Below are 23,387 nucleotides of genomic sequence, written 5' to 3' on the forward strand. Positions count from 1 at the left end.
GCATCGGAGCGGAGCGAATTTGACATTCGTGAGCACCGGAGCGCAGGACTGACAACGAATGCGAGGGTTTGTCTACACGCTGAAAGCCCTTATTAAAGGGCTTTTTTACTGTCTACATAAAAGAGAGGCGAGAAGGAAATCTTAAAAAAAGAGTGTGTATTCGTTGACTCTTGATTTTAAATTGTGTACAATTCAATTGTAGAAAATATTAATGGAGAGAAAGAGGGTTATATACATGTCAGAAGTTTTATTTACTGCAACGGTATCAGCTGTCGGAGGAAGAGAAGGAAAGGTTGTTTCAAATGATGGAGTGCTTGAGCATGATGTAGCAATGCCTGGAACACCAAGAGCGAAAAAAATAGAAAAAGCAACAAACCCAGAGCAATTATTTGCAGCAGGCTACTCTGCATGTTTTGATTCAGCCCTTCAAATGGTCGCAAGACAAGAGCGTATCCGTTTTGAAAGTGAAGTAACAGCACATGTGAGCTTAGTCAAAGACAGTTCAGATGGCGGCTTCAAACTCGGCGTTAAGTTAGAAGTAAAAGGAACTGGAATCGAGCAATCTGCATTAGATGAGCTTGTTCATAAAGCACACGGCGTCTGCCCATATTCAAAAGCAACTCAAGGAAATATCGAAGTAGAATTAGTAGCTGTCGCACAATAATTGATATCATAAAAGGCTGAGGGAATATTCCCTCAGCCTTTTGATTGTGTTAATTTTTGCAAAAGCTCATGCAAAGACGCGCGCAATGTTTTTAACTCTTCGTCCGATCTGCCTGTCCCAGAAAGCATCTGAAATGGAATGGCAGTAGCCTTCTCTTTTAGTTGCTTGCCATATTCCGTTAAACGAATTTGCACAGAACGTTCATCCTCTTTCGAGCGCTCGCGGATGATGAGACCGTTTTGCTCCATCCGTTTCAGCATAGGTGTGAGTGTACCGGAGTCTAAAAATAAAAGTTCTCCCATCGTTTTCACATTTAATGTTCCATGCTCCCACAATAAAAGCAGTGCCAAATATTGCGGATACGTAATGTCTAACTCTTCTAATAACGGTTTATACTGCTTCGTCATCTCTCTTGAACTTGCATATAACAAGAAACAAAGCTGATTTTCCAGCTTCATATGTTCGAATTCATTTGTCATGTCAGTCACCAACTATTTTTTGTCATACTTATTATTGTATAAGATTTTCTTCTTTTTTAAAATAAATACAGCCCAAAAACGAAAAAAATCTTGAATGTGCGATAAATGTTTGAGAAATGGATAGAACGTGAAAGGAATAAATAGATAAAGGAGGAGATGAAGATGAAACCATTATTCACAGCAAAAGTAAAGGCACAACATGGAAGAGCTGGACATGTACGTTCAGAAGATGGTGTGCTCGATCATAATATTGTCATGCCTAATGCAAAGAAAGATGGAGAAACTGGTACGAATCCAGAGCAATTATTTGCAGCGGGCTATGCAGCTTGTTTCGGAGGGGCACTTGAGCAAGTAGCGAAAAAGCAAGGGATCGACATTGAATCAGAAGTTGAGGGACATGTCAGTCTTTTAAAAGATGAAAGTGATGGCGGATTTAAGCTTGGTGTCAAGCTAATTGTGTCTGCAAAAGGACTTGACCATGACAAAGCGAAAGAGCTAGCCCATGCTGCGCATGAATTCTGTCCATATTCAAAAGCAACAAGAGGAAATATCGAAGTAGAGCTTGAAGTGGCTGAATAAAAAAATTCACTATCATGATGAAAAAAGAAACACCTGCTCATGAGCAGGTGTCTTTTTTTAATATTCTTTCTTTTGTTCGTATGTTGCCCATGCTTCAAATGGTGCAAGGGTTTTTTGAAGTGTCAGCTGATAAAATGGAATATTTCTTGATTCGTAATCTTTATTGATTTCTTCATAAATAAACGAGTCATCAAAGCCAGAAACTGCTGCATCCTGATGTCCAGCAGCAAAATAGACCGCTTTTGGTCTAGCCCAGTAAATAGCGCCAAGGCACATTGGGCAAGGCTCACAGCTTGTATATAAAATACAATCTTCTAATTGGTATGTATTCAGCGTTTGGCACGCCTTTCGAATGGCTGTGACTTCAGCATGTGCGGTTGGATCATTCGTTGTTGTCACATTGTTGCTTCCCTCAGCAATAATCTGTCCATCCTTGACAATGACTGCTCCAAAAGGGCCGCCAGTACCACTATTGACTCCTTCTACTGCAAGATCAATTGCGCGTTGTAAAAAATCTTCGTGATTCATTGTCTTCCTCCCTTTGTTCGACTGACTTCTCTAGTATAAACGAATCATGCTAGAAAAGGAAACATCCTAGTAAATGGTCACAAAGGATAATTTGCACATAAAAATCCCCCGCCGTGATAGCAGGGGAGAAGGAATCAATTATGCATGCTGCGCCAGCTTTTTACGAGCGACTTCAGCTGCCGTTACCATGTTTTTCAAAGCAGCAATGGTTTCAGGCTCTTGTCTTGTTTTTAGTCCACAGTCAGGGTTCACCCAGAAGCGATCTGTCGGGCATACGTTCAATGCATCATCTATGATTTGACTCATTTCTTCGACAGATGGAACGCGCGGGCTATGGATGTCATATACACCAAGTCCCAGACCCTTCAAATACGGATGTTTCTCTATATAATCGAGGAATCCGCCATGACTTCGTGAATGTTCAATTGTGATCACGTCGGCATCAAGGTCTTCGATCGTGTCTACAATATCCTCGAAGTTACTGTAGCACATATGTGTATGAATTTGCGTTTCATTTTGAACAGATGATGTTGATAGTCGGAATGACTCTGCTGCCCAGTTTAAATAGTCTGCCCAATCACTTTCCTTGAGCGGAAGACCTTCTCTAAGTGCAGGTTCATCCACTTGAATGACTTGAATCCCTGCTTCTTCTAACGCTTCTACCTCTTTACGTAATGCGAAAGCGATTTGGAAGGCAATGTCTTTTCGTGAGATATCTGTTCTTGGGAAAGACCAGTTTAAGATGGTGACAGGACCTGTCAGCATTCCTTTGACCTTTTTCTCCGTTAAGCTTTGTGCGTATACCGTCTCTTTCACGGTCATTGGTGCTGTAAATTCGACATCTCCATAAATAATTGGCGGTTTCACGCAGCGTGATCCATAGGATTGTACCCAAGCAAATTTCGTAAAGGCAAATCCGGCTAGCTTTTCACCAAAGTATTCAACCATGTCTGTACGTTCAAATTCTCCATGTACGAGAACATCCAGACCGATTTCTTCCTGAATATCAATCCATCTTTTTGTTTCTTTCTTAATAAATTCAACATATTCTGCATCTGTCCATTCATTTTTACGCCATTTTTGACGAGCGCTGCGCACTTCAGCAGACTGCGGGAAGCTGCCAATGGTTGTTGTTGGTAAGAGCGGCAGTTCAAGAGATTCGTTTTGGATACGAAGGCGTTCTTCAAAGGCAATAGGACGCTTAAAGTCTTTCGATGAAAGGTTGTTGCGTTCTGCTGTGAAATCCGCATTGGTTCCTTTTGCAAATTCTTTTAAAGTAAGAAGTGCTTGCTCGGCTTCATTGATGGCGGCTTCAATCGCTGCGGCGCCTTTTGTTAACCCTTCTTTTAATGTTGTTAATTCAGCCAGCTTTTCAGTGGCATAAGACAGTCCGTTTAATAGTTTTTCTTCAAGCTGTTCGCTTGGGTGTTTTGCAACGGGTACATGAAGTAAGCTGCTTGAAGGCTGTAACCATACTTCCTTCGGCTGAGCGCCGGCAATGACCTCAGAAACGAACGTCAATCTTTCGCCAAGATCTGACCTCCAAATATTTCTTCCATCAATGACGCCTGCTGCTAAAATTTTGTCTTTCGGGAATCCGTGTTTTTTCACTTGATCAAGATTGCGTCCTTGATCATGGACAAAATCAAGACCGATAGCTTCAACAGGGTATGTGACAAGCTCTTCATACGCATCTACTGAATCAAAGTATGTTTGAAGAAGAATATTTAAGGCAGGTACGGCTTCTGTAATCGTTTGATAGATTTCTTTGGCGGCTTTCACGTCTTCATATGAAGCTGTGACAAGTGCTGGCTCATCAATTTGTACCCATTTGACGCCGGCTTCTTCAAGTTCTTTTAAAAGCTGTGTATAAAGAGGGATGAGGCGCTGCTGAATCTCTTTTACTTCATTTGGTTCATAGCCTTTAGAAAGTGATACAAATGTATAAAGACCAAGTACAACAGGTTTTGTTTCAACACCAAACGCCTTTTTCACCTTTTCGTAAGCTTCAAGCGGTTTGTTATGTGTGAGTTTGAATTCGGTGCTTTTTTCGTATTCTGGAACGATGTAGTGATAGTTTGTATTAAACCATTTTGTCATTTCACTTGAGACAGCATCTTTTGTTCCTCTTGCTATCGCAAAGTATGTATCTAGCGGGTCCTTTAAGCTGCGGAAGCGCTCTGGAATCCAATTGAACATAACAGCAGTATCGAGCACGTGATCGTAGAAGGTAAAGTCTCCAGAAGGAACAACATCAATTTGTTGATCAATTTGTGTTTTAATGGCAGTTAAAAATTGTTCATCAAGTGTGCTTAAGAGGGTTTCACGATCCGTTTGACCTTTCCAATAAGACTCAAGTGCTTTTTTCCATTCTCTGTTTAAACCAATTCGCGGAAAACCTAGATTACTTGTTTTAACAATTGTCAATTCCAATTCCTCCTCTAAATATAAAAAGACATTTACACTCACGGTGAAGATTGATGAGGGCAAATGTCTGGTTTAAAAAGACAAAATGTGTGTGCGAAATAAGGCGTGAGCAGAACTGACGCTTTTTCCGACATCTCCTATCAACCGTAGGGGGTTTGATGTGATAGAGCGGCTGGTATCCTGGCTGGTGAATCTGCAAGCTTTTCAACCTTCCCGTCCTGATGACAGTGGATTCATTAGAAAAGCTCTCCTCACTCACAGTGGCGGGACCGCGCCGGATTTTCACCGGTCTTCCCATTTAAAATTCGACGTGTGATCGAATTACCGACTCTCAAACTATGAATTTATTGTGTTCGATTATATAACGTCCACTTCATTTCGTCAAAGTAAATTTTGAATAATTTTAATTAAAAAAATCCTGAGAAAATTCAATCTATTCTCAGGACCTCTATTCAAGTTATAGAGATAAAAGATCTGCTTCCAATGTCTTTTCTAAAAGCACATCAGGTGCAGTTAAATATAAAAATCCATTCCCTACGAGGGCTTTCGATTGCTTCAGTGGTAGGGTTCTTCTGACAAGTTGAGCATAGACCTCAGGCTCTGACAGCTTGCGCTGGAACGCTTCTTCTTCGGCATTTTTAATAATGGCTAGTGCACCGCTTACGTGAGGGGCGGCCATCGATGTGCCTGTTAGTCTGCCGTATTTATGGTTAGGGAGAGTGGATAAAATGTCTTCTCCTGGAGCAACGAGGTCGATTTCTTTATTGGCGTTGGAGAATTCAGAGGATTCTCTTGCAAGTGAGACAGAGCCGACGGCAATGACTTCATTGTATGCTGCTGGGTAGGAGAACTCTTCCGTACGCTCGTCTCCGTCTCCTTCATTTCCTGCTGCGCACACAACAAGTACACCGCTTTTCACCGCGTTTTGAATGGCTTCCTGTAAGGCGGGCTCATTGCTTGGACCACCGAGAGACATAGAAATAATATCCACCTTCTGCTCTGCGGCATAGTTGATGCCATTAATGATCCATTCGTATTTCCCGCTGCCGTTTTCACCGCCAAGAACTTTCACGATCAGCAGCTTTGCTTCAGGAGCAACCCCTAAAATTCCACCATTTTGATCCGTTGCAGCGATCGTTCCCGCTACATGGGTACCATGCCCGTTGTAGTCTTTCACATTTTCAGCATCTCCGTTGTCATCATCGGTAAAGTTTTTACCTCCGATAATCTGATCTTTTAAGTCGGGATGCTCTGTGTCGCAACCTGTATCAAGGACAGCAATGGTTATGCCTTTTCCTTTGAAGCCACTTGACCAAAGTTCGGGTGCTTTAATCTCCTGAATACTTTCCGGCGTCTCTTTCGCTTCCATCACATTGGCTTTTACTTCATACGGAATTAAGCGAATTTCACCTTTCATAAGAAAGCCCTCCTTATTTTGTTTTCAAAGTAGATTCAGGCTGCGTAATGTTATTGTATAAAAGAAACTTTTGATCGGAAAGGGTCAATTGTAATAATTTTTCAAATAATCAATCTATTATCGAAAATGCAGTTCTCCTCACATCTTGACGAAAGAACTCAGCTTTTGAGGAAAACTCTTGATATCATATGAAAAAGAAGGAAATGCTGCATAGTGAGCTTGCACCTGTTCAGATGAAAATGGGTGAAAAGAACTAAAAGAGGCAAACTAAAAAATAATGAAATCAAGCAATAAAAGCGATGTGAAAGGGATGTGTAATGTTTTTGTTCAAAAATAAATGTGTCTTTCATAAAAAAATAGACATGAAGATTATGTCTGTTCCAAATGCGATAGGCAACATATAATAATGAAAAGACAAGCTTGCCTTTTAGATAGGAGAGATAGAGATGAACAAAGGGAAGATACTCGTAGTCGAAGATGAAAAGAAAATTGCAAGGGTGCTGTCACTAGAGCTTCAGTATGAAGGGTATGAGGTGACGGTCAAAGAGACAGGAATAGATGGACTTCAGGCTTTAGAAGAAGAAAGCTTCGATTTGGTGCTGCTTGATGTTATGCTTCCAGAATTAAGCGGTCTTGAAGTGCTGAGAAGAGTTCGTAAGACAAATACGGCGACACCTATTATGTTGATTACAGCAAGAGATAGTGTGCCTGATAAGGTAAGTGGGCTTGATCTTGGAGCGAATGATTATATTACAAAGCCTTTTGACATAGAAGAATTATTAGCGCGAATTCGTGCGCAACTCAGATTGAATATAAACGAGCAACAAGAGAAGGAGACAGAGCTGAGCATAGCAGATTTAACTGTCAACGAGAAAACAAGAGACATACAAAGGGCAGGTCAAATGCTTGAACTCACGCCGAGAGAATATGACCTGCTTGTCCACTTGCTGAAACATCAGCAGCAAGTGCTCACAAGAGATCAGCTTTTAACAGCTGTTTGGGGTTTTGATTATTTTGGCGATACGAACGTGGTGGATGTCTATATCCGTTATTTAAGGAAAAAAGTCGATTACCCATTCGAAAAACAACTGATTCACACAGTGAGAGGTGTGGGTTATGTGATGAAAGGATAAAGCATGAGATTAAAAAATAAGATCCAGCTTTATACGTCGTTGTCTTTGTTTTTAATGGTGCTCTTATTTCATACAGCCATTTATTTTATTTTTTCAATCACCTTGACCCAAAAAGATATGTCCAGGCTGTCTGAAGTGGCTGAAAATATCGCCATCGCTTTAAAAAAATCAGAAGAAGAAGGTCTTCCATCATCAGAGCTGCTGAAAGCATACCTGCCCCAAAATGGTATGATCCGTGTTGTGACAGAAACGGATGAATCAAAACTGACTGTCACAAAGGAGTCAACGTTTAGTTCATTGCCTTTTTCATATGAATCTGGGCAGACAGCAGAAATCAAAGAATATAACAAGCATATGGTTGCGTTCGCTGCGATTCCGGTGATATGGACAAATGGCGAGATTGTGTCGCTTCAAGTATATGAAGAAATCGAAAATACGGAAGAGAACTTAGCACTATTAAAAATGATTTTAATGGCTGCGGGCGTTTTATTTATTGTGCTTTCTTATTTTGCAGGCCACATTTTAACAAAACAAATCGTCCGGCCGATTAGTCGAATGACGAGTACGATGAAGGCGAGTATGAAGGAGAAGGCGTTTAAACGAATCGAATTAACAGGCGATTCAAAGGATGAATTGTATCAAATGGGCCAAACCTTTAATGAAATGTCAGAAATTCTCGAGAAGCATTATGAAAAAGAGCAGCAATTTCTTCATGATGCCTCACACGAATTAAAGACGCCGATTACGGTCATTATGAGCTACAGCAATTTACTGAAGCGCTGGGGGCAAACACGTCCAGAGGTTGTAGAAGAATCCTCCCAAGCGATTCATGATGAAGCGGAAAAAATGAAAAGACTGACAGATCAATTGCTGACACTTGCAAAAAATGGTCAGCCGCTCTATGTGGATATGAAGCCAGTTGATCTTGGTCATATGTGCAATCAGCTTTGTCATACACTTGAAGTGGCCACCAATCGAACCATTCAATCTCGTGTGCAAACAGATCAGCCGCTTATTGCGGAAGGAGACGAAGAGAAAATCAAACAGCTTTTGACCATCTTGATTGATAATGCGGTCAAATATAGTACAGCACCAGTTGATGTGACCTGCGGATGGAAAGAGGAGAGGCCGTTTATTTCAGTCGGTGACCATGGGATTGGCATAAAAGAAGAGGATCTTCCGAAAATCTTTGACCGCTTTTTCCGTGTGGATGAAGCAAGAAACAGTGAGACCGGCGGAACGGGTCTTGGTCTTTCAATTGCGAAGCAAATTGCAGAAGAGCATGGAGCTGAGCTGAAGGTAGATAGCCGAATCGGCGAAGGGACAACCATGACCATTCTTTTCCCGAAATAAATAGGTCTTTTCTCATCAATTTCTCATTTCCTCCTTATAAAATAGGAAATAGGAAGGAGGCGCTGCATGTCTAGAAAAACGAAAATGATGCTTGCGCTCGCAGGATGTCTCGTCGTTCTTGCGGCCTTTGCAACGCTCATGATTCAAACCATTGATCAAAAGATATTGAGTGAAGCAGAAATGAAAAAAATAATTGCAAAAGACTACAATGGAAACATTACACAAATTGATTTAATCAATTATAAACAGGACTATACATTGACGCTGGAAAATGCAAATGGCATTTATCAAATCATTGCATCTTCCGCAAGCGGTCAAATGAAAGAAATTAGACAAATAAAAAGCTATCAAAAACCAAATGAAAAAAATGCTGAGCTTCAGGCAGAAGAAGCGGCTGTTAAAAAAGTGAGCGGTACAGTCATTCAAAAGAAAGAAAAATCGGATCGTTTTATCTTTACGATCCAATCAAAAAAAGAATTATATCAAGTCGATGTCGACAAGCAAACGTTTAAAGTGCTTGAAGCAGAAAAGAAAAGCCCGACCTCCAAAGAAAAGAAAATGACAAAAATCACGGTCGAAGAAGCCATCCGAATTGCAGTAAAAGAAGTCGGAGGGACAGTGGATGATGCCGATCTAGAAACATTTAGCGGTATGCTCGTATTTGAGGTGGAGCTCGATTTGCCTGACGGGCGAGAGGCAGAGGTACTTGTAAACGCATATACAGGGGATATTGAAGGAATTACGTACGAAAACTAATCCTTTTCTCATGATTTTCTCATGTTTCTTTCCTTCCTTTATCATCTTGTTTCTTTAAGATAAAGGAGAAATCAAATAGAGGAGGATATGAACATGATGAAAAAAGTACTAGTAGCTACAGCATTAACAGGAACTCTTGTCGCAGGTGGTTTCACACTTCAAGCTCAAAATACAAATCAAACAGCACACGCGGAGCAAGTGGTGCAAAAGAAATCTTCGTTTGTCTCAAAGAAACAAGCAGAAAAAGCAGCCCTAAAAGTGGTGAAAGGGTATGTAGATGATGTGGATCTTGAGCGTAAAAAAGGAAAATGGGTGTATGAGGTCGAGATTAAAAAAGGCGGCTTTGAATATAAAGTATATGTCGATGCTAAATCAGGAAAAGCGCTGAATGATCCGGTCAAAGAAAAGAAACAAAATGTGAAAATCACTAAAAAGCAAGCTGAACAAATTGCTCTTGCAAAAGTAAAAGGGACAGTCACAGATTCTGATTTAGATAAAGAAAATGGCGTGTACTTATATGAAGTCGAAATCACCACACCAAACGGCGAGGAAGTTGATTTTGAGATTTCCGCTAAAACAGGCAAAATCCTAAAGCAAGAATGGGATGATTAAGCCACAACGAAACCTTACACTTTCATGTGTAAGGTTTTCAGCGTGTAGACAAACCCTCGCATTCTTTGTCAGTCCTGCGCGCTGGTGCTCACGAATGTCAAATTCGCTCCGCGCCAGTGCTCTTCCTTCCTAGACTTCAAAGGTTTTCTATCACGCTGAGCTGAAAAGAAGACAAAGGGCTAAAATAAAGTTCATTTTAGCCCTTTGTCGACAATCTGAAACCTTACACTTTTATGTGTAAGGTTTTTTCATTGGGACAAACTACGGGAAAGGAGGCGAGAGAATATGAAGAAAAAAGAAGAAGAGCAAACAATGGACCATGCGGAATATGTTCCGCACCCTGACGGAGAAGGATATGCTTTGTTTTTGCATGATTCCTTTCATCTCCTCTCCCAAGAGGATATGAATCAGCCAGAAGAGGAATAAAAAACAGTGAAAGGGCGATGGTCTACTTTGTCTATCGCTCTTTTTTTGAAAAGTAAGCGAATACATAAGGAAGCTGGGCAACTTGCTTATTGACATCACTGCACTTTTTCTGTAATCTCAGTGTGTCAACAATATGAGACTTCGTTAGGTGAGGCTCCTGTATGGAGATACGCTGCTGCCCAAAAATGTCCAAAGACGCCAATGGGTCAACAGAAATCATCGACATAAGGTGATTTTTAATGCAGCTGGATTTTTCCTATGCCATACAGTGCTAAAGCTCTACGATTGAAGGAGCAAGTGTTTATTTGTCATGCTTACAAAGCGCCTTCATTCGGTTGAAGGTGTTTTTTTATGGGAAAAGGAGGTGTGGGGATGGATCATCCCGATTCGAGACACATAGAGAATATGTCAAAAGATCAGATCGAGACATCAGATAGAGGAGATCCTGACCCCCGCACATTCTAAGGGATTCGGGTATCTCCTGACTTTGGGGAGGTAACAGCGATGATACAAAATATAACGTACGATGAACTCATTTTACGCATCATTATTTTATTAAGAGATGGAAAACGAAAAGAATTTAAAAACATCATGGAAGAACTTCAGCCATATGATATGGCCTACTTATTTAAAGAGCTTCCAGAGAAACACCGCAGCCGCTTCCTCAGCTTTTTACCAGTCGATGACGTGACAGAAATGATGGGTGAGTTGGAGCGGGAATATCAAGAAATCGTCCTTGAAAAAGTAGGGAAAGACAAAGCGACCTTCGTCACAAACAAAATGGATAACGATGATCTAGCCAACTTGTTTGATGAGATGGAGGATGAGCTAAAGGATCAGCTTTTATCTAACATGGAAGCAGAGGAATCCAAAGCCGTCCAGCTTCTTATGAATTACCCTGCTGAGACAGCGGGACGGATCATGACCAACCGTTATGTTTGGATACCTCAGCATTATACAGTACAGGATGCAGTTGTGAAGCTGAAAAGCTTTGCTGAAATTGCAGAATCAATCAACTATTTATATGTGATTAATGATCAAAAACAACTCGTAGGCGTGCTCTCATACCGGGATCTCATTTTAGGTGAACCGGATGAAAAAGTACAGGATCTTATGTTTACAAGAGTCATTGCCGTTGGAGCCTTTCAAGATCAGGAGGAAATCGCAAAACTGATTGAACGATATGATTTTCTTGCGATTCCTGTTGTGGAAGAAAACAATGTCCTAGTCGGAATTGTGACAGTCGATGATATCATTGATGTTGTCATTCAAGAGGCAGGCGAAGACTATGAAAAGTTTGCTGCCTCTGGTAAAGATATCACGTTCGACACACCGGCATTTGTGGCGGCATATCGCCGTCTTCCTTGGCTCATTTTGCTCTTGTTCATCGGGCTGATTTCAGGCAGTATTTTAAATTATTTTGAAGATACCCTTCAGCAAGTTGTAGCTTTAGCATTCTTCATGCCGATGATTGCTGGTATGACAGGGAATACAGGGACACAGTCTCTTGCTGTTGTCATTCGAGGGCTCTCAAAAGAAGAATTAACAAAAAAAACCATTGTGCGCCTTATTTTTAGAGAGTTGAGAGCAAGTATTTACATTGGGATTGTTTGTTCCATTATTATTACAGTCGTCGCAATGGTGTGGCAAGGCAATATGATTTTAGGTTTTGTTGTCGGTTCCTCGCTGCTTGCAACACTGATTATTGGGACAATGGCAGGTACGGTCGTGCCGATTATTTTACACAGATTAAATGTGGACCCGGCCATTGCATCTGGGCCACTGATCACTACATTGAATGATATTTTATCCTTACTGATCTATTTTGGAATTGCTACAGCATTCCTTCATACACTGATGTAGCAAGAAGACTGTAAAACGTGACGTTTTACAGTCTTTTTTGAATAAAGATTGCATATAGCGCTTCCATCCTTTACATTTTAAGGTGAAGGTGGGAGAGAACAATGAAGAAGATTTTATTCATTTTCATGTGCATTGTTTTGCTAGGTGCATGTTCAAGAGAAGACGAGGGGAAAGACAGAAGACTAGTGGCAGCAGAGCAGATGATTAAAGCTATTGCCGAAGGAAATAAACAAAAAATAGAAAATATCTATGTTGAAGGCGCTGTCCCAAGCCCAAATGACATGCTGAAAATGAAAAAAGAATGGGGTATAGAGACGCTTTCTTATGATGATTTTCAATTGGAAGAAGCCAGCATTCATGTCTTTCATGCGAATTACGAAGATGAAAAAACAGGAAAGAAAAAAGCACTGGCCATGCGGGTCATAGAAGATCCTGAAAAAGGCGGTGTACGGATTGACTTTGTAGGGCTCGTTGAAGGATCTGAAGCTTCCTCTCAATGAAAGCTAAAAGGATAGAAGAGTTGAAAGAATTTCGCTCTATCTATCCTCTTTTTTATTTCAAATGACTGATCACATATGAGTTATGCCTATGAATTCCATAAAATGTGAGAGGGCACTGGTCATGTAAGAATCGCTGCGTCTTATAAACACAGTGGGCACTATTCTATATGGTTCCGGTAATGGATGACAGGTAAATCTTCCTTGCATCCGAGATTCAACCATAGATTTTGGTAATACGGTAACCCCTAAGCCATTCTCAACGCATTTAAGCACGCCCTCTAAAGAGCCATATTCCATTACCTTCATCGGAGCAAAGCCTTTGCTCTCTAACCATCGCTGCCAACGCCCCAAATAGATGCAATGAGCAAATGACGATAGCAAAGGTTCATGTAAAATTGATTCTACATGGAATTCCTCCTGGGAGTAGCTTGTAATGAGAACAAGTGATTCTTCCAATACAGGATATTCAATAATGTCGGGATGAAGAATGGGCCCATCAACTAGTGCACCGTCTACCTTGTAGTTGAGAATAGCATCGACCTGATCTACAGTAGGTGCCATATACATGCTCAATTCTACTTGTGGAAATGTCTTATGATATGCCGCGAAAATGCTGGGCAATCTTGTCGAAGCAGTAGATTCTATAGATCCAATATGCAAAGCTCCTCGCGGAGAAGAGGAAAGCTTTACGGCCTCTATCGCTTCTTCAAAATCGTAGAGTAATTTGTTTGCATATGGCAACAGTTCTCGTCCTGCTGGCGTTAAGGATATCTTCTTGTGATATCGATAGAAAAGAGGAACACCTAATTCTTGTTCAAGACGCTGGATTCGTGCAGAGACATTGGACTGCACATAATTTAATTTCTCAGCAGCTTTTGTAATGCTTTGTTCAATAGCTACTGCTTTAAATATTTCCAAAGATGTAATATCCAAAATAATGCTCCTTTTTGCACCACTAATTGTGATGAATGATACCCTATTTTTTGATTTTACGTGATCCAATAGAATAAGTAAACTTAATCATACAAGAGGTTGATGCACATGTGCCCCTTGGTGTCTGAAGATGAGGAGGAGAATTTACAAGGTAGGGAGTTTTAGCTTAGAAAACATAAAAAAGACGTTTCCAAGTAAATGAGGAGGGAATCTATTGATTTCAAAGGTGAATATCCAAGAGAAATTTTCGCAAATAAATGATTATTGGAACCCTAGAATAAGTGGAGAATTGAATGACTCATACATGAAAATGGTAAAAATTAAGGGTGAATTCATTTGGCATCACCATGATGATGAGGATGAAATGTTCTTTGTATGGAAAGGCAATCTAGTCATCCGTTTTAGGGATAGAGAAATAGCGCTTCATGAAGGAGAATTTCTTGTGATTCCAAAAGGAATTGAACATCAGCCAGTTGCTGAAGAAGAAGTTCATTTGCTCTTAATTGAACCAAAAACGACGCTAAACACGGGGAATGTGGTCAATGAACGAACTGTTTCGCTTCCTGAACGAATGGATGAACGCTAGATCGCCTGCACTTAACCATTTACTTAAACGCTATGTGATAGAGTGTTGGAATGAGCAATAAATAAGGGGATAAAGCAGTGAATGAATTTTATAACGCGTTAACGTATGTAAATAAAATGTTTTATGAACCTAATCGTATGTCTTTGAAAGCTGTCCGAGAAGAAGTCCAAAATTCGGAATATGGAGCTGGTGTTTCAGCTAAACTCAAAGCCGATTCGTTTTAGAGTGGCAAAAATAACGCCTACTAAGATAGGACAGTTTGTTGCTTTTTGGGAAAAGGATGAGGAAAATAAAAATGGTGATCAATACCTTTACTCATGAAAGTGATTTTGGTCAATTCAGATAAGCCTGCTAGCAAACAATCTATCGAAATGCAGAAATGGCAATTAGAATATTTTGTTGGCATGAGCAATACAAATAGTTTGCCAGTACAAGAACTATTAAAGCGATACTCTAACGAAAATAGCTCTTAGTCGTAAATGGAACGGAGACAGCAAAAAAGCTGTCTCTTTTTTATGAAACCATGATCAAAACCAACTACAAACAAGGCCTAAATTATTTGTTTATCGATTTTTGTACCGGAAGTGTGCGTTAATTTGACCTTCCAGCATCTTTTTCTTATATTGTCCGCTTTTTAAGGCCTGTTCTTTTTTCTTCATGTCTTTCAAAATCTCTGCTGTTTGCACACCGTCTTCTCGTTTGTTGGCGATATCCATTAATCGTTCTACATCAGAAAAAGAATATTTACGCGTGCCTCTTGTTGATCGCTGGGGGTAGATGAGTCTGCGTTCCTCATAATATCGGATTTGCCTGACAGATAGCCCTGTTAATTCACTGACAATCCCGATTGAAATGACTTTTTTATCTTTATAAGATACGTCTTCCTGCGTCATATACTCACCCCTGCAAGTCTTTTCTTCATATTATACAGAATAGCAACGAAAAAAAATCATTGTTTGTTAGAAAATATAACACAAAAACATGGAAATGAAAAACAATGGAAGGAAAGTTGACAACAGATGTGAAAAGAGTGTTGCGCATGCATATAATGATGATGAGTTGAAATAGGAGGAGGAGCATATGATGGAGCAAACGCAGATCATCTGTATGGCAAAAGAAATCATCGCATTAGATATAAAAAGGGATGAATTACTGGAGCGATTCATGCAGGCGGCAGGTCAGAATGCACATGCTCTTCTAAGAGCCGTACAAAACGATTTGTATAAAAGGTCTTCATAAGCACCTAGTCCATATCATATTGATAGGAGGGGATAATCGGTGCGGCGTATCTTAACAGAAGCTTTAGCAAAGGAAAGACATTATTATACGAAACAGCTCTGTTCATTGGGCGTGTACAGTCCAAATACGGCAAAAAACATGACAATTAGTGACTTAAAAAAAGAGTATCACTTCTTTTTCAACAAAACAGAGCGTGAATTGTGAAAATCCCTTGAAATGTGCGCAAGTCACATTAGGGATTCTTTTTTTGTTTAATATTATAGCAATATTGAATTTTGTAGAAATTTGACGAATGCAGTGTAAGAAAACATAGAGTCTTTACAGATTATGTTAAACCATGTCGGATCTTGATGGTTTGCTAAAAAACCTTTTTTTCGAGATGGTTATGAAAAATAAGAAGGATTTTAAAAGTTTATATCGAAATCTTATACATAACACGAATGGAGTCACTTATGTGGTTGAAAGGGTTTTCAAAAACGTACTTCTATTTTTTACGAAAGGCTCCAACTGCACCGCAAGAAAGCCTTGAAGTTAAAAAAATATTATAAGAGGTAGATATGTGATGAGACTATCGTTTAATGAAGAAGAAGTAGAACGTTCAATGACACTTTACAAAGTATTTGCAAGAGCATTTAAAAGCGTTTCAGAACACAGTATTAGAGACAGCAAAGAGCATGGATTTAATCCAACTGAATTTGCGGTTCTTGAACTGCTGTATACGAGAGGTGCTCAAAAACTTCAGCAAATCGGCTCAAGACTCCTGCTTGTGAGCGGGAATGTGACGTACGTAATTGACAAATTAGAACGAAATGGTTTCATTGAAAGAGAGCAGGACCCAAAGGATAAACGGTCGGTTTATGCCCATTTAACAGATAAAGGGCGCAGTTATCTTGATAAAATTTACCCGATTCATTCTCTCCGGATTGCGCGTGCTTTTTCTGGCCTCTCGCGAGAAGAACAAGAACAATTGATTAGTCTATTGAAAAAAGCAGGTATTCACAGTCAACATTTATTATTTAGATAGAACGAAAAGGTGCCATGATTGGCACCTTTTTTATGTGTCCAGCTGATGCGCTGGATAGGCAATGAATTTTTCGATATCGCTTGCTGGAAGTGGCTTTGCATAATAAAAGCCTTGCAGGTCGTCGCATCCTTGTGCAGATAAAAGCTGCGCTTGTGCAAAGGTTTCAACACCTTCTGCTATGACTTCAAGAGATAGTTGATGTCCCATCGCGATAATAGCACCTGTAATTTGTTCAGATTTTGAATCATTTAAAATATCTTCAATGAAGGATTTGTCGATTTTTAGTCGATGAATGGGTAAATCCTTTAAATAGCTTAAGGAGCTATGACCTGTACCGAAGTCATCAATACTAATGCGAACGCCTAGATGTTTCAGTGACGTCAGCACTTGTTTTGATTGCTTGATATTGTCCATTGTCATACTTTCTGTGACTTCAAGCTCGAGTAGTGACGGTGTCAGATCGTATTTTTTCAGTGTTAGCTTAATCAAATCAATTAAGTCTTCAGAATTAAATTGTTTCGCAGATAAATTAACAGCCACAGGAATTTTCAGACCAGTATCATACCACGTTTTAGCCTGCCTGCATGCGGTATCAATGACCCATCTGCCAATATCAATGATCAGTCCTGATTCCTCTGCCAGCTCAATAAAAGCCTCAGGTGATTTTAACGAACCATCTGGTGCTTTCATTCTTAGAAGAGCTTCTACGCCAGTCATCTCTCTTGTTTTCACACTCACTTGAGGCTGGTAATGAAGCACGAACTGTTCTCTTTGAATGGCATCCCGTAACTCAAGCTCTCGGTTCAACCTGTCTTCACTTGATCTTTCCATTGATTCGGTGAAAAACTCATAACGACTTTGTTTATGTTTTTTAGATAAATACATCGCCATATCGGCTTTCCTCATTAATTCCATCCCATCTTTCCCATTCTGAGGTGAAATAGCAATTCCAATGCTGATAGATGTAATGAGCTGATGATTCTGAATGAAAAAAGGACGCTCAAATTGACGAATGATATTTTGAGAAAGCTGTTCAATTTTCTGTGTGTCATGCCCCATATCAGGGAAGATCATTAAAAATTCATCCCCACCTAGTCTTGCTATAAAGCCGTTGTCTGGTAAACATTGCGTCAGTCTGTTCGCAGCTGCTTTAAGAAGTAAGTCCCCTATGTTATGACCAAGTGCATCATTAATAATTTTAAAACGATTCAAATCAAGAAAAAGAACAGCCGTCGATGTACCCGTCTCTTCTTGAGCGGAGAGAACATCATTTAAATGGTTGATGGCATGGCGCCGATTAGGAAGCTCAGTTAACGCATCATAATGTGCCATGACATGAATTTCTTTTTCTGCAATCCGCTGCTGCGTTAAATCTTTTAAGACAAGATAAATACTGTCAAGCGAATTGTTGACATGAACAGGTATGTAAGTGACATGATAATAATAAAAGCGATCTGCTGCTTTTAGTTCTGCTTCACGTGTGATGGCTTTCTTTGACTCATAAATAAATTCTTCCCACATGTCAGTCGGCATGACGTATTGGCTGACATCGTCACCAATCCAAGAATTGCACATTTTTAAAATTTGTTTACCTGAGTCGTTTGCAGAAAGCACCTTTCGATTGACCGATAACACGATAATGCCATCGATATTATGTTTGATGAGTGATTGAAATCGCTGTTCATTTTCCTTGAGCTTATCTGCCTGCTTCATGATTCGGTGATCGATATAGGCACCAAAAATCATCAGTGTCTGGACAATCAGTGTCATTAAACCGATGAAAATCGACAGACTGAATGGTGATAATTCAAGAGAACCACCCCCGGAAGACTGACCATCTGAATGAAAAAACATAGTAGAAGCAGCCATACCGGTATAATGCATCCCAGCAACAGCCCCGCCCATCACAAGTGCACCAACTATTTTTAACAGATGATCCTCCTGTTTTTTTCCGGATCGATGGAGCCGAAAAAAGAGATGAAGCGAAAAGAAAGACGCTATCGTAGCAATGAAAAACGAAAGAAAAAAGAGGACTGGATCATAGCTGATGGAGACATTGGCCATTGATTCCATTCCAAGGTAATGCATGCTGCAAATAGCTGAACCCATGGTGATTGAACTAATGAGCAGCCGTCTTGTGGAGAGCTGTTCTTGAATGCATATTGTGAATGCGATCAAGGATCCGACAAAAGATGCCAAAATCGATAAAATGAGCAAGGGTGTTTCATATGTGATGCCAGCACGCACGTGAAATGCCATCATGCCAATAAAATGCATCGACCATATCCCCATTCCCATGATCAAGGCACCAACGATCAGCCATACCTTTTTCTTCGCACCGCTTGACTGTGCCACTCGGCTGGCTAATTGAAGAGCTGAGTAGGAGGCGAGAGCGGCGAGTACGATTGACAGAAAGACAAGCCATCCATTGTAGCTTCCTGTTAAATGGGTCATGTAAGAAAACCTCCAGTATCTTAAAACAGACGTATACTTAATATATCGGATTGAATGGCTTCTGTGTTCACTTTTCCTTCACTTAAATACCATAATCATCGTTTTTTCACCTGTTTTTATAGTAAAATCAAATTTAATGTAAAAAAACGACGAAAAGTGAATCGTTTTTTCTGTTTTATTCGTTTAATATATGTGCGATTCTAAAAGAGAGAGAATCAGTTAAACGATTATGTGTGAAAGGGATTGATAAACATCGAAGATTTTATTATTTCTTTAGCTGATGCCTTTAAGAACTTGTCGTACTTTGGCATCTTTCTTGCATTATGTATTGAATTTGTTCCTGCTGAAGTGGTTCTGCCTCTTGCGGGTTACTGGGTCTCCAAAGGGGACATGGCCTTCATCGGTGTTGTAGCAGCTGGCTCTATTGGCGGCGTGGCTGGTCCTTTGACTTTGTACTGGTTAGGACGTTATGGCGGCAGACCCTTTTTAAATAAATATGGAAAGTACTTTTTTGTGAAACCGGAGTCGCTTGATAAATCGGATGCCTTTTTTGAAAAGCATGGTGGGTTCGTCGCATTTAGTGGCCGGTTTATTCCAGGGGTTAGAACGCTTATTTCCATCCCGTGTGGTATAGCCAAGATGAATGTGTGGGTCTTTTGCTTGTACACGTTTTTAGCGATTACGCCTATAACATTTGTGTATGTGTATCTTGGATTTGTGCTCGGGGAGAACTGGAAAGAGGTTGGCGCAATGTTAGATCCATATCTTCTGCCGATTGGAATCGGGATTGTGTTGCTTTTCGCGATGTATATATGGTTGAAACGTAGAAAAAGAAAAACAGAAACACCAACTGCCTAATCGTTGGGCCAGGGTGAAAGTCACCTGTTGACATTACATTGTCTATTGATTAAAATATAAGTAATCTAAATATTCTTAAATCCCACCAAAGGGGAGTAGCGTCCGGTTTTTACCGGAAACAAAGTCGTCATTACATGGACTTAAGTTCCATCGGCTTTGTTGGCATGATTCTACATATCACATGTCTAGCAAGACCTTTGCCATTACAGGCAAAGGTCTTTTTTGCATTCATAAGCCTTTGTCTGTTGTGGGACAATAGATGAAAACAAGGAGGAATGATGATGGATGCAGCAATTATTTTAGAGTACGGGTGGGTTCTTCTCGTACTGATTGGATTAGAAGGGATTTTAGCTGCTGATAATGCGCTGGTCATGGCTGTGATGGTGAAACACCTTCCTGAAAAGCAAAGAAAAAAGGCGCTGTTTTACGGACTTGCGGGTGCGTTTGTCATGCGATTTGGTTCTCTATTTCTTATTTCGTTTTTAGTGGATGTGTGGCAAGTTCAAGCCATTGGCGCAATTTATCTTCTTTATATTTCCATTCACCATATTTTAAAATCGCACGTATTTAAGAAAAAGGAATCAGACACTAACATGAAGCAAAGCGGATTCTGGGCAACAGTTGTAAAAGTCGAGCTTGCTGACATCGCTTTTGCTGTCGATTCCATCTTAGCGGCCGTCGCATTAGCCGTAACACTGCCAAAAACAAGTCTTCCGCAAATCGGTGGACTTGATGGTGGTCAATTTATTGTCATTCTTTTAGGTGGTATCATAGGTTTGATCATCATGAGATTTGCAGCGACGGTCTTTGTGAAATTGCTCAAAACAAGACCGAGCCTAGAAACAGCTGCTTTTGTCATTGTCGGGTGGGTTGGTGTGAAGCTCACGCTTTATACACTGTCACATCCAGCCATTGGTATCGTGTCCTCTCACTTTATTCATTCAACATTATGGAAAGTGATTTTCTGGACAGTGCTTCTCGCAATTGCAGCATTTGGCTGGTTTTTATCAAGTCCATCAAGAAAAGGCGGGCAACAAATCAAGGAAAAACAAGAGGAACGCCTAGAAGAGTAGGTTTTTTGAAAGAAATATCATTTCATTTTCATAACACGTATATTACAAATAAGGGGGAGATACCCCCTTATTTCTTTGCTTTTAGACGAAACATTGTAAAGTAGATGATGATATACATGTCATAATTGAGTAACAGGAAATGAATTCCTCATTTCTTCCTTTGCGCTTCCCTCATAAATTAGCTATCATAAATGAGTAATATAGGGAGAACTGAGGTGAAACCATTGCTTAGCCTTTTGTTTAAAAAAGGAAAGAAAAAGCAAACATTAGAGCAGTCGGCTATCAGTATCCAACAAGGTGATACCGAGCTGCAAAATGCATTAATAGAGCAATACAAACCATTTGTCGCTAAGACGGTTTCATCCGTTTGTAAACGATATATAGATGAAAAAGATGATGAATTCAGCATTGGCTTAATTGCCTTTAATGAAGCGATAGAAAAATACTCTGCCGAAAAAGGAAACTCACTCCTTGCCTTCGCAGAATTAATTATTAAAAGAAAAGTGATCGACTATATTCGAAAAGAAGCGAGAAATGCGCCAACGGTTCAAATGGACCTGCAAGAAAGTGAAAATGGCGAGTATTCTCAAAGCATGATTGAAGCAGAGCTGTCTACAAATGAATATAGACGTTTAATTGAACAAGAACATAGAAGAGAAGAAATTGAACATTTTAAAGAAAGATTAAAAGTATACGGTCTCACGTTTCAAGAGCTGCTTGAACATTCACCAAAGCATGCAGATGCCAGGCAAAATGCCATTAAAGTAGCTCACACACTCGTTGAACACGATGAGCTCCGAACCATTTTATTTCAGAAAAAACAATTACCTGTCAAACAGCTTGAAAAACTAGTGGAAGTCAGCCGCAAAACGATTGAGAGAAATAGAAAATATATCATTGCGATGGCGATCATTATGACGGGTGATTATGTGTATTTGAAAGATTACCTTAAAGGGGTGCTTAATTCATGAGAAGAGGCATTATAGTAGAAAAAAACAAAAAATATGTCACGCTGCTGACCCCTGATGGACAATTTCTGCGGACAAAATATGAACAGCAAGATTATGAAATCGGTCAAGAAGTGACATTTCCGAATGAATCACGTCTCGAAAGAAAAAAAGCCGGTTTTTTTGACTTGCTTCGTTTACGTCCTTTAAATGCAGGAATCCTATCAATCGCAGCGATTATTGTCGTGATTTTTACTATGATGCCATCTTTCTCAAGTCAAAAAGCATATGCATATATGACAATTGACATTAATCCAAGCTTTGAACTGAAGCTTGATCACAATTACCAAGTGATTGGTGTCACACCACTGAATAAAGATGCGAAACAAGTACTGGCCAGTATGAAGGATTTGGAAAAAAGCGACATGACCAAAGTTGTGCAGGAAATCATAGATGACTGTGATAAAAAAGGTTACGTGAACCATTCTAAGAGTATTTATATTTCAACGGTTTATGAAAACAAGCAGGACCATACATATAAAACCAACGTCAAAAGTAAAATTAACACCATTTCTGGTGAATATCAAAAGCGCGATTACAAGCTAGAAACTGTAGAAAGTGACCTGGAAACAAGAGAAAAAGCTCAAAAGGCAGGCATTTCAACAGGCACATATATTAGAAATCAAGAAATGCAAGACAAAGAACAAGAAGACATTCAAAAGGATGAAGACGCAGCAGAGAGTGATGCTGTCAAAGAAGAAGAGCCTAAAAAAGATGATGAAGACCAAGCAGATCAAGACAAACAAGAAGACATCAAGTCAGGCGATAGCGAAGAGATGAAGCCAGATCAAGAGGCTCCTGAAGCTGAAGACAAAGAGCAAAAGGACCAAAAGAGGGAAGAGCAAGGATCTATTGAAAAGCCTCATCAAACAAAACCTGATGATAAAAGCAAAGACAATCAAATAAAAGAGGAAAAGGATCGTTCTATCGATAAAGAACAAAAAAAAAATCACTCGACGGAACCTGATGACAAAAGGAATCCAAACGGCACATCGCGTGGTGGCGCTGAAAAGCACGCAAAAAAAAACGACAGGAATCAAAAGCAGCCGTCCTCTGATCGAAAAAAAGAACATATGAAGAAGCAAGGAAAAGGTGCACCGTCCCCGTATCGTGAGAACTGGTATGAGCACACATATGAACAATAAAAAAACGCCAGAATCACTCCGGCGTATTTCACCATGCTTTTATTTAGATTGATTACCCATTTGTGATTGAGCCTGTTGAACGAGTCTTTTAGTAATTTCACCGCCAACAGAACCGTTTGCACGTGCGACTGTATCTGAACCGAGAGTCACGCCAAATTCTTGAGCGATCTCGTATTTAAATTGATCTAATGCTTGTTCTACTCCAGGAACAAGAAGCTGATTTCGATTTGCCATGTCCGTATTCCTCCTTTCACCTCAAGATGTTTGTTGCGCCTTCTTATTTTGAAGAAAACGGCATGCAATTATGCTGGCAATTGCTGTACAAAAAACC

25 protein-coding genes, 1 pseudogene and 3 riboswitches are annotated in these 23,387 nt (G+C 40.0%); of the genes and pseudogenes, 18 read left to right on the forward strand and 8 right to left on the reverse strand.

Annotated features, from left to right (window positions below):
• The first annotated feature begins 235 nt into the window (after window positions 1–235).
• Window positions 236–664 (forward strand): organic hydroperoxide resistance protein, encoded by a 429-nt coding sequence (locus NKR21_RS07055; protein WP_012009698.1) that lies wholly within the window; start codon window positions 236–238, stop codon window positions 662–664.
• Window positions 665–696: 32 nt separating this feature from the next.
• On the opposite strand, the gene NKR21_RS07060 is transcribed toward NKR21_RS07055, so the two are convergent.
• On the reverse strand, window positions 697–1,143 hold the full coding sequence (locus NKR21_RS07060) for a MarR family winged helix-turn-helix transcriptional regulator (protein ID WP_144458320.1): 447 nt from the start codon (window positions 1,141–1,143) through the stop codon (window positions 697–699).
• Window positions 1,144–1,305: 162 nt separating this feature from the next.
• Here NKR21_RS07060 and ohrB point away from each other — a divergent pair, with 162 nt between their 5' ends.
• Window positions 1,306–1,722 (forward strand): organic hydroperoxide resistance protein OhrB, encoded by a 417-nt coding sequence (gene ohrB, locus NKR21_RS07065; RefSeq protein ID WP_012009700.1) that lies wholly within the window; start codon window positions 1,306–1,308, stop codon window positions 1,720–1,722.
• A 57-nt stretch (window positions 1,723–1,779) separates the two neighbouring features.
• On the opposite strand, the gene guaD is transcribed toward ohrB, so the two are convergent.
• The 3 genes from guaD to NKR21_RS07080 form a co-directional block, all read right to left on the reverse strand.
• Complete coding sequence (guaD, locus tag NKR21_RS07070) at window positions 1,780–2,250, reverse strand: guanine deaminase (protein ID WP_012009701.1); 471 nt, start codon at window positions 2,248–2,250, stop codon at window positions 1,780–1,782.
• 138 nt (window positions 2,251–2,388) lie between these two features.
• Window positions 2,389–4,677 (reverse strand): 5-methyltetrahydropteroyltriglutamate--homocysteine S-methyltransferase, encoded by a 2,289-nt coding sequence (gene metE / locus NKR21_RS07075; RefSeq protein WP_144458334.1) that lies wholly within the window; start codon window positions 4,675–4,677, stop codon window positions 2,389–2,391.
• A gap of 153 nt (window positions 4,678–4,830) precedes the next feature.
• A riboswitch (cobalamin riboswitch) is annotated at window positions 4,831–5,022 on the reverse strand.
• Window positions 5,023–5,134: 112 nt separating this feature from the next.
• A complete protein-coding gene (locus NKR21_RS07080; RefSeq protein ID WP_012009704.1) occupies window positions 5,135–6,094 on the reverse strand; it encodes a S8 family peptidase in 960 nt (319 codons plus the stop codon).
• A gap of 446 nt (window positions 6,095–6,540) precedes the next feature.
• On the opposite strand from NKR21_RS07080, the gene NKR21_RS07085 reads away from it, so the two are divergent.
• The 7 genes from NKR21_RS07085 to NKR21_RS07115 all read left to right on the forward strand — a co-directional run bounded on the left by NKR21_RS07085 (window position 6,541) and on the right by NKR21_RS07115 (window position 12,737).
• Complete coding sequence (locus NKR21_RS07085; RefSeq protein WP_012009706.1) at window positions 6,541–7,227, forward strand: response regulator transcription factor; 687 nt, start codon at window positions 6,541–6,543, stop codon at window positions 7,225–7,227.
• 3 nt (window positions 7,228–7,230) lie between these two features.
• Window positions 7,231–8,580 carry a sensor histidine kinase gene (locus tag NKR21_RS07090; RefSeq protein ID WP_144458336.1) on the forward strand — a complete coding sequence of 450 codons (1,350 nt, stop codon included), beginning with the start codon at window positions 7,231–7,233 and terminating at the stop codon, window positions 8,578–8,580.
• A 66-nt stretch (window positions 8,581–8,646) separates the two neighbouring features.
• Window positions 8,647–9,336 (forward strand): PepSY domain-containing protein, encoded by a 690-nt coding sequence (locus NKR21_RS07095; RefSeq protein WP_144458338.1) that lies wholly within the window; start codon window positions 8,647–8,649, stop codon window positions 9,334–9,336.
• Window positions 9,337–9,429: 93 nt separating this feature from the next.
• Window positions 9,430–9,948, forward strand: coding sequence for a PepSY domain-containing protein (locus NKR21_RS07100; protein ID WP_012009709.1), 519 nt, complete (start codon window positions 9,430–9,432; stop codon window positions 9,946–9,948).
• A gap of 285 nt (window positions 9,949–10,233) precedes the next feature.
• Window positions 10,234–10,374, forward strand: coding sequence for a hypothetical protein (locus tag NKR21_RS07105; RefSeq protein WP_003212346.1), 141 nt, complete (start codon window positions 10,234–10,236; stop codon window positions 10,372–10,374).
• A gap of 133 nt (window positions 10,375–10,507) precedes the next feature.
• Window positions 10,508–10,671: riboswitch (M-box (ykoK) riboswitch) on the forward strand.
• A 207-nt stretch (window positions 10,672–10,878) separates the two neighbouring features.
• Window positions 10,879–12,237: a magnesium transporter gene (gene mgtE, locus NKR21_RS07110; protein WP_119124750.1), complete on the forward strand. Its 1,359-nt coding sequence runs from the start codon at window positions 10,879–10,881 to the stop codon at window positions 12,235–12,237.
• Between the two features lie 101 nt (window positions 12,238–12,338).
• Window positions 12,339–12,737 (forward strand): hypothetical protein, encoded by a 399-nt coding sequence (locus NKR21_RS07115; protein WP_119124751.1) that lies wholly within the window; start codon window positions 12,339–12,341, stop codon window positions 12,735–12,737.
• A gap of 69 nt (window positions 12,738–12,806) precedes the next feature.
• Here the strand turns inward: NKR21_RS07115 and NKR21_RS07120 are convergent, their stop codons facing one another.
• On the reverse strand, window positions 12,807–13,670 hold the full coding sequence (locus tag NKR21_RS07120; RefSeq protein WP_144458342.1) for a LysR family transcriptional regulator: 864 nt from the start codon (window positions 13,668–13,670) through the stop codon (window positions 12,807–12,809).
• A 214-nt stretch (window positions 13,671–13,884) separates the two neighbouring features.
• On the opposite strand from NKR21_RS07120, the gene NKR21_RS07125 reads away from it, so the two are divergent.
• Window positions 13,885–14,256, forward strand: coding sequence for a cupin domain-containing protein (locus tag NKR21_RS07125; protein WP_012009714.1), 372 nt, complete (start codon window positions 13,885–13,887; stop codon window positions 14,254–14,256).
• 77 nt (window positions 14,257–14,333) lie between these two features.
• Window positions 14,334–14,729, forward strand: a pseudogene (locus NKR21_RS07130) (MepB family protein).
• 90 nt (window positions 14,730–14,819) lie between these two features.
• Here the strand turns inward: NKR21_RS07130 and NKR21_RS07135 are convergent.
• Entirely contained in the window at window positions 14,820–15,149 is a 330-nt protein-coding gene (locus NKR21_RS07135; RefSeq protein ID WP_012009715.1) for a MerR family transcriptional regulator, read from the reverse strand.
• Window positions 15,150–15,339: 190 nt separating this feature from the next.
• Between NKR21_RS07135 and NKR21_RS07140 the strand changes: the two genes are divergently transcribed.
• From NKR21_RS07140 to NKR21_RS07150, 3 genes are all read left to right on the forward strand, one after another.
• Complete coding sequence (locus NKR21_RS07140) at window positions 15,340–15,495, forward strand: hypothetical protein (RefSeq protein WP_088004413.1); 156 nt, start codon at window positions 15,340–15,342, stop codon at window positions 15,493–15,495.
• 39 nt (window positions 15,496–15,534) lie between these two features.
• Entirely contained in the window at window positions 15,535–15,699 is a 165-nt protein-coding gene (locus NKR21_RS07145; RefSeq protein WP_012009717.1) for a hypothetical protein, read from the forward strand.
• A gap of 355 nt (window positions 15,700–16,054) precedes the next feature.
• Window positions 16,055–16,519 carry a MarR family winged helix-turn-helix transcriptional regulator gene (locus tag NKR21_RS07150; protein ID WP_088004396.1) on the forward strand — a complete coding sequence of 155 codons (465 nt, stop codon included), beginning with the start codon at window positions 16,055–16,057 and terminating at the stop codon, window positions 16,517–16,519.
• 30 nt (window positions 16,520–16,549) lie between these two features.
• Here NKR21_RS07150 and NKR21_RS07155 read toward each other — a convergent pair whose 3' ends face one another.
• Window positions 16,550–18,973 carry a bifunctional diguanylate cyclase/phosphodiesterase gene (locus NKR21_RS07155; protein WP_144458344.1) on the reverse strand — a complete coding sequence of 808 codons (2,424 nt, stop codon included), beginning with the start codon at window positions 18,971–18,973 and terminating at the stop codon, window positions 16,550–16,552.
• 243 nt (window positions 18,974–19,216) lie between these two features.
• On the opposite strand from NKR21_RS07155, the gene NKR21_RS07160 reads away from it, so the two are divergent.
• From NKR21_RS07160 to NKR21_RS07175, 4 genes are all read left to right on the forward strand, one after another.
• Window positions 19,217–19,831, forward strand: coding sequence for a DedA family protein (locus NKR21_RS07160; protein WP_144458346.1), 615 nt, complete (start codon window positions 19,217–19,219; stop codon window positions 19,829–19,831).
• A gap of 78 nt (window positions 19,832–19,909) precedes the next feature.
• Window positions 19,910–20,081: riboswitch (yybP-ykoY riboswitch) on the forward strand.
• Between the two features lie 31 nt (window positions 20,082–20,112).
• Window positions 20,113–20,904: a TerC family protein gene (locus NKR21_RS07165; RefSeq protein ID WP_012009720.1), complete on the forward strand. Its 792-nt coding sequence runs from the start codon at window positions 20,113–20,115 to the stop codon at window positions 20,902–20,904.
• Between the two features lie 215 nt (window positions 20,905–21,119).
• Window positions 21,120–21,875, forward strand: a complete 756-nt coding sequence (sigI, locus tag NKR21_RS07170; protein WP_012009721.1) for an RNA polymerase sigma factor SigI — start codon at window positions 21,120–21,122, stop codon at window positions 21,873–21,875.
• On the forward strand, window positions 21,872–23,056 hold the full coding sequence (locus tag NKR21_RS07175; protein ID WP_012009722.1) for an anti-sigma factor domain-containing protein: 1,185 nt from the start codon (window positions 21,872–21,874) through the stop codon (window positions 23,054–23,056). The genes sigI and NKR21_RS07175 overlap by 4 nt, the downstream gene beginning before the upstream one ends.
• Before the next feature lie 39 nt (window positions 23,057–23,095).
• Here NKR21_RS07175 and NKR21_RS07180 read toward each other — a convergent pair whose 3' ends face one another.
• A complete protein-coding gene (locus NKR21_RS07180; RefSeq protein ID WP_003211343.1) occupies window positions 23,096–23,290 on the reverse strand; it encodes an alpha/beta-type small acid-soluble spore protein in 195 nt (64 codons plus the stop codon).
• Window positions 23,291–23,387: the final 97 nt, after the last annotated feature.

Origin of the sequence: Bacillus sp. 1735sda2, assembly GCF_024159245.1 — a bacterium.
GTDB lineage: Bacteria > Bacillota > Bacilli > Bacillales > Bacillaceae > Bacillus > Bacillus pumilus_O.

Coding starts and splice junctions, on each gene's coding strand:
- NKR21_RS07060 (WP_144458320.1), bottom strand. CDS start 1,143: ATGACAAATGAATTCGAACATATGAAGCTGGAAAATCAGCTTTGTTTC.
- NKR21_RS07180 (WP_003211343.1), bottom strand. CDS start 23,290: ATGGCAAATCGAAATCAGCTTCTTGTTCCTGGAGTAGAACAAGCATTA.
- NKR21_RS07055 (WP_012009698.1), top strand. CDS start 236: ATGTCAGAAGTTTTATTTACTGCAACGGTATCAGCTGTCGGAGGAAGA.
- NKR21_RS07165 (WP_012009720.1), top strand. CDS start 20,113: ATGGATGCAGCAATTATTTTAGAGTACGGGTGGGTTCTTCTCGTACTG.
- NKR21_RS07155 (WP_144458344.1), bottom strand. CDS start 18,973: ATGACCCATTTAACAGGAAGCTACAATGGATGGCTTGTCTTTCTGTCA.
- NKR21_RS07085 (WP_012009706.1), top strand. CDS start 6,541: ATGAACAAAGGGAAGATACTCGTAGTCGAAGATGAAAAGAAAATTGCA.
- NKR21_RS07135 (WP_012009715.1), bottom strand. CDS start 15,149: ATGACGCAGGAAGACGTATCTTATAAAGATAAAAAAGTCATTTCAATC.
- mgtE (WP_119124750.1), top strand. CDS start 10,879: ATGATACAAAATATAACGTACGATGAACTCATTTTACGCATCATTATT.
- NKR21_RS07115 (WP_119124751.1), top strand. CDS start 12,339: ATGAAGAAGATTTTATTCATTTTCATGTGCATTGTTTTGCTAGGTGCA.
- NKR21_RS07080 (WP_012009704.1), bottom strand. CDS start 6,094: ATGAAAGGTGAAATTCGCTTAATTCCGTATGAAGTAAAAGCCAATGTG.
- NKR21_RS07140 (WP_088004413.1), top strand. CDS start 15,340: ATGGAGCAAACGCAGATCATCTGTATGGCAAAAGAAATCATCGCATTA.
- NKR21_RS07090 (WP_144458336.1), top strand. CDS start 7,231: ATGAGATTAAAAAATAAGATCCAGCTTTATACGTCGTTGTCTTTGTTT.
- NKR21_RS07095 (WP_144458338.1), top strand. CDS start 8,647: ATGTCTAGAAAAACGAAAATGATGCTTGCGCTCGCAGGATGTCTCGTC.
- guaD (WP_012009701.1), bottom strand. CDS start 2,250: ATGAATCACGAAGATTTTTTACAACGCGCAATTGATCTTGCAGTAGAA.
- ohrB (WP_012009700.1), top strand. CDS start 1,306: ATGAAACCATTATTCACAGCAAAAGTAAAGGCACAACATGGAAGAGCT.
- NKR21_RS07100 (WP_012009709.1), top strand. CDS start 9,430: ATGATGAAAAAAGTACTAGTAGCTACAGCATTAACAGGAACTCTTGTC.
- NKR21_RS07175 (WP_012009722.1), top strand. CDS start 21,872: ATGAGAAGAGGCATTATAGTAGAAAAAAACAAAAAATATGTCACGCTG.
- NKR21_RS07105 (WP_003212346.1), top strand. CDS start 10,234: ATGAAGAAAAAAGAAGAAGAGCAAACAATGGACCATGCGGAATATGTT.